This window comes from Melaminivora alkalimesophila (assembly GCF_000282995.1).
Taxonomy (GTDB): domain Bacteria; phylum Pseudomonadota; class Gammaproteobacteria; order Burkholderiales; family Burkholderiaceae_C; genus Melaminivora; species Melaminivora alkalimesophila.
Genome location: NZ_ALEE01000699.1, coordinates 1 through 1,800 on the forward strand (window position 1 = coordinate 1; position 1,800 = coordinate 1,800).

Annotated in this window: 3 protein-coding genes; 1 reads left to right on the top strand and 2 read right to left on the bottom strand. The window is 68.7% G+C overall.

Translation table 11 applies throughout. From position 1 onward, the window contains the following. Positions 1 to 56 precede the first annotated feature (56 nt). The gene (gene ytfE, locus A612_RS13555) at positions 57 to 743 is read right to left on the bottom strand and encodes an iron-sulfur cluster repair protein YtfE (RefSeq protein ID WP_019375002.1); all 687 of its coding nucleotides are present in this window, start codon (positions 741 to 743) and stop codon (positions 57 to 59) included. Positions 744 to 833: 90 nt separating this feature from the next. On the opposite strand from ytfE, the gene A612_RS13560 reads away from it, so the two are divergent. After that, positions 834 to 1,304 carry an RrF2 family transcriptional regulator gene (locus A612_RS13560; protein WP_040436956.1) on the top strand — a complete coding sequence of 157 codons (471 nt, stop codon included), beginning with the start codon at positions 834 to 836 and terminating at the stop codon, positions 1,302 to 1,304. Positions 1,305 to 1,313: 9 nt separating this feature from the next. On the opposite strand, the gene A612_RS13565 is transcribed toward A612_RS13560, so the two are convergent. Then, positions 1,314 to 1,800 (bottom strand): LysR substrate-binding domain-containing protein (locus A612_RS13565; protein ID WP_019375004.1); only part of this gene is annotated, 487 nt, incomplete at its 5' end.

Genomic DNA, 1,800 nt, shown 5'->3' on the forward strand with positions numbered 1-1,800 from the left:
CCGGTGGATGCTGTCGGCGTCGGGCTGGTGCAGCCGGGCGGGGGACGCGGTCTCGCTCATGCGTTCGGCTCGAACTGCGGAAAGAGCACGTTGTTCTCCAGGTGGATGTGCTGGATCAGGTCTTCGCGCAGCTGGGCAAGACCGGTGTAGAGCGCGCGCCAGGTGTTGCAGGCGCCCCGGGGCGGCACCATGTCGTCGGTGAGGCGCGCCAGCGCCTCCAGGGTCTCGCCGTGGTCGTCGTGTTCCGAGCGCATCACGCTGATGGGCTGGACCACGAAGCTGTTGCCGCCGCGTGCCAGCATCGGAAAGAGAATCGCCTCTTCCTTGTGCATGTGCGAGACCAGCTCGTGTTGCATGGCTTCGAGCGCATCGGCCAGCCCCGCCGGCACGTGCGGCTTGCCCTGGTGCACCGCCTCGACGCGGCGCGCCATGCGGATCAGCTCGGGCAACTGCTCGCGGTGGACATTGTGGTAGCGTGCGATGATGTGCTCGATCAGCGCACTGGGCGTGGGCGTTTCGGGCGCCGTGCCGGGCCGCTGCAGCGCCGACAGCTCATCGACCACGGCCTGCAGGTCGAGGCCCCGCCCGGCCGCCGCATCGCGCAGGCTCAGGTGGCCGCCGCAGCAGAAATCCAGCCGCAGACGCCGGAATACCGCGGTCGCGCCGGGCAGCTCGACCGCGATCTGACCGATGGACTGCTGGGGGTCGATGGAGGTGGCGGGGGCCTCGGCGATGGCGTTCATGTCGGGTGTCCTTGAAAAGTGCAAAGTACGTGAATATTTTAAGGCATTAAAATTCATTTGTAATGAATCTTTTGTCCCGCGAGGCCTTCCATGCGACTCACTCAATGGACTGACTACACCTTGCGCGTGCTGATGTACTGCGCCGCCTGCGATGGACGCGAGCGCCCCGTCACCATCACCGAGATCGCCCAGGCGCACAACATCTCGCGCAGCCACCTGACGAAGATCGTGCAGCAGCTGGCCGCCAAGGGGTTGCTCGACACCATGCGCGGGCGCGGTGGCGGGATGCGGCTGATGCGCCCGGCCGCCGAGATCAACATCGGCGCGGTGGTGCGCGAGACCGAGACCGACTTCGACATGGTGGAGTGCTTCAGCGAGCACTCCAACACCTGTCGCATGAGTTCGCACTGCAGCCTCAAGGGCCTGCTGACGCGCGCCACGCAGGCCTATCTGGCGGAGCTCGACGCCGTCACATTGGCGGACCTGGTGCCCCCGCGGGGCGAGACCGCGCAGGCGGTGCAGGAGCTGCGCTTCCTGCCCGGGCTGCCGGCGCCTGCCTGATCGGGGCGCTCAGGGCGGCGCCAGGCAGCGGCGCGCCGCCGCCATCACGCATTCCGTGAGCCGCGCGAGCGATGCCTGGGCGCTGCGCGGGTGGGCCCAGAACAGCGGCACATCCAGCCAGGCCTGTGGCACCAGTTCCACCAGCGCGCCGCTCGCCAGCTGGGCAGCGATGAGGGCGGTAGGGTGCATGCCCCAGCCCATGCCGACTTCGCAGGCGCGCACGTAACCGAAATTCGACGGCAGGAAGTGCCGCGGCGCCTGCAGGCGCGGCGACAGCCCCTGGGCCTGCAGCCACTGCTCCTGGAGCCGGTCCTTGCGGTCGTAGATCATCATGGGCGCCTTCGCCAGGGCGGCGGCGGTGACGCCCTCGGAGAAATGCCGGGCGACGAATGCCGGGCTGGCGGCCGCCACGTAGCGCATGGTGCCCAGCGGCCAGGTGTTGCAGCCGGCAATGGCCGTGCCGATGGCGGTGACGGCGGCGATCACCTCGCCGTCG

Coding starts and splice junctions, on each gene's coding strand:
- ytfE (WP_019375002.1), bottom strand. CDS start 743: ATGAACGCCATCGCCGAGGCCCCCGCCACCTCCATCGACCCCCAGCAG.
- A612_RS13560 (WP_040436956.1), top strand. CDS start 834: ATGCGACTCACTCAATGGACTGACTACACCTTGCGCGTGCTGATGTAC.